At 67.7% G+C, this 2,468-nt stretch carries 2 protein-coding genes and 1 pseudogene; 2 read left to right on the top strand and 1 reads right to left on the bottom strand.

Going from position 1 to position 2,468, the window contains the following annotated elements; all coding sequences use genetic code 11:
* A pseudogene (locus ASG27_RS27150) lies at window positions 1-348 on the top strand (hypothetical protein); the annotation flags it as partial.
* Between the two features lie 211 nt (window positions 349-559).
* Here the strand turns inward: ASG27_RS27150 and ASG27_RS11765 are convergent.
* On the bottom strand, window positions 560-1,366 hold the full coding sequence (locus ASG27_RS11765; RefSeq protein ID WP_056417159.1) for an alpha/beta fold hydrolase: 807 nt from the start codon (window positions 1,364-1,366) through the stop codon (window positions 560-562).
* Between the two features lie 242 nt (window positions 1,367-1,608).
* Between ASG27_RS11765 and ASG27_RS11760 the strand changes: the two genes are divergently transcribed.
* Window positions 1,609-2,468 (top strand): MCP four helix bundle domain-containing protein (locus tag ASG27_RS11760; protein WP_156370697.1); only part of this gene is annotated, 860 nt, incomplete at its 3' end.

The following is a 2,468-nucleotide window of genomic DNA, read 5'->3' as shown; positions in this document are numbered from 1 at the left end:
GTGGCGGTGTTCAAGCTGGAGGCGGGGGGGCAGCAGCGCAGCGCGGCCCCGCCATCGACATCGTCATCGACACCACCAGCGCGCCATTACACCGCTGCGTCCCCCGTGCCCGCACCCGCGGCCCGCAAGACCCTGTCGAGCACGGCAGCCGCAGCGCCTGCAGCGCCCAAGCTGGCCGCCCGCAGCAGCAGCAGCAGCAGCCCGGCCAAGCCTGCGGGCGGCGCATCACCTGCCGCCAGCCTGCCTGCACCCAAGCCCGCGGCCAAGGCGGGACCGAAGCCAGCGGCCGCACCGGCCAGGGCGCCCGCGCCGGCAGCGGGTGGGGACGATGACTGGGAGAGCTTTTGAGGGGCCGGCCCAGCAGGCCCGCCCCAAAGGCTCACCCTGAAATCCAGGAAAAATAGCTGCTGCCGCTTGCTGGACAAGCGGTAGCAGCTATGAAAAAAGAAGCACGCGGGAGAAGGTTCTCCGCGTGCTTTTTGTTTTTTGTTTTTTGTTTTTCAGAACGGTGGCGTCAGGAATATGGGGGGCTTCGGGTCCATGCTGCCTGCCCCACGCCTCACCGCTCGGGGTCGGGGTAGACCAGCTGCAGCCCCGGCAGGGTGGGGCGCTGGAACCGTTGCCATGCACCCTCTTGCGGCTGGGCCAGGCGGTCGGCCACGGCCCACCAGGCGCTGGGGTTCAGGCCGATGCCGAAGTGGCTGGCCACCACCTCGATGTTCTCGGTGTGCGGGTTGTGCGCGGCCGGCGCCTGGATGCTGCCGCGCCAGGCCACCACGCCATCGCTGCGCGAGTAGATGCTGGTGGTGGGCACCGGGGGGGCTTCAGGCAGGTTGTAGTTCTCGGTCTCGCGTTCGATGTCGCGGCCGCTGGCGAACTGGTAGATGCGCCAGGCGTTGGTGGACCGGTGGTGGCCGGCAAACGGCGTGCCCAGCGTGATCACGCAGCGCACCCGGTCCGGCATTTCCTTGGCCAGTTCGCGGGCGTACACGCCGCCCAGGCTCCAGCCCACCAGGCTCACCTTGCGGCCGCTGGCGTCGCTGGCCGCCTGCAGTTGGCGCTTGGCGTTGTCCAGCACGCCGTCGCGCGGGCCCAGGTTCAGGCCCTGGCCCCATCCTTGCGTGCCGTAGTTGCGCGAATCGAGGTAGCGGCGCAGCGGGATGGTGGTGGCGTCGCCCGCCGTGAGCCCAGGGAACACGATGACCGTGTGGCCGTCGCCCCGCGGGGCCCGCTGCAGCACGGGCCAGGCGGGCAGCACAGCGCCGAATTCCCACGGCGCGCGCAGCTCCAGGGCCAGCAAGGGCAGCCCGGGTGGCGGCAGGTGGGCGGGGTCGCCGGACTCTTGGTTCTTGCTGAAAAATGGCATCGGGTGGTGCTTGCGAAGGGGTGGGACGGCGGGTGCGAGGACGTGCCGTGACGGTAGCATTTTTTTGTGCCGAGACGGGCCGCGCGCATGGAGCCAGCTCTCCAAACGCACACCGGCCATTGGGTGCGCCAGCGAGACGTGTTCAGTCAGTTATGCCAAATAGTGCTGGCTGATGAGTGTTCGCCGCTATATGGTGGGGCAACAACATTTCAATCCTTGCTTTCAACGAGGAGTACCCGAAGATGCACCGCTTGAACATTTCCACCCGCCTTGCGGCAGCATTTGCTGCCATGGTGCTGCTGCTCGCAATCCTGGGGGGTGTGGCGTTGGCGCATTCGGCCAGCCAGCGCGCGTCGCTCAACGACATCGTCACCATGCGCATTCCCATCACCAAGGCGATGGGCACGCTGACCGATGGGGTGAATGTGCAGGCCATCCAGTTCCGCAACCTGGCGCTGTTCGCGTCCGAAGACATCATCAAGCAGTCGCTCGAGCGCGTGGCCGCTGCGCGGGCGTCGATCGCCAAGGAAATGCCGGTCATCGTCAGCCTGATCCGCTCTGACAAGGGCAAGGAGATCCTGGCACGCATGCAGCAAAACCGCAGCAGCTTCCTGGCGCTGGGCGACGAGTACATCGGCCTTGTGCAAAAGGGGCAAAAGGACGAGGCCCTGAAACTGCTGGAGGAGCGCCTGCGCCCCACCCAGCGGGCCTACCAGGCCACCATCCAGGAGCAGGTCGACTTCCAGGCCCAGGTCACCGCCGATGCGGGCGAGCGGGCCGAAGCCGCCGCCAGCGCACTGCAGCGCGATGTGCTCATCGCCGGGGCTGCGGCCATTGCGCTGGCGATCTTTCTGGCCATCACCATCATCCGGTCCATTACCCGCCCGCTGGCCCAGGCGGTAGAGGCCGCCGACCGCGTAGCCAGCGGCGACCTGAGCGGCCACATCCACGCGCAGTCCCAGGACGAAACCGGCCAATTGCTCAGCGCGCTGCAGCGCATGCAGCAAAGCCTGGTGAACACCGTGAGCACGGTGCGCGGCAGCGCAGAAGGCGTGGCGTCGGCCAGCTCGCAGATCGCCTCGGGCAACAACGACCTGTCGGC

It is taken from the genome of Acidovorax sp. Leaf191 (genome assembly GCF_001424425.1).
Lineage (GTDB): Bacteria > Pseudomonadota > Gammaproteobacteria > Burkholderiales > Burkholderiaceae_C > Acidovorax.
This window is presented reverse-complemented; position numbering and strand designations above follow the sequence as displayed.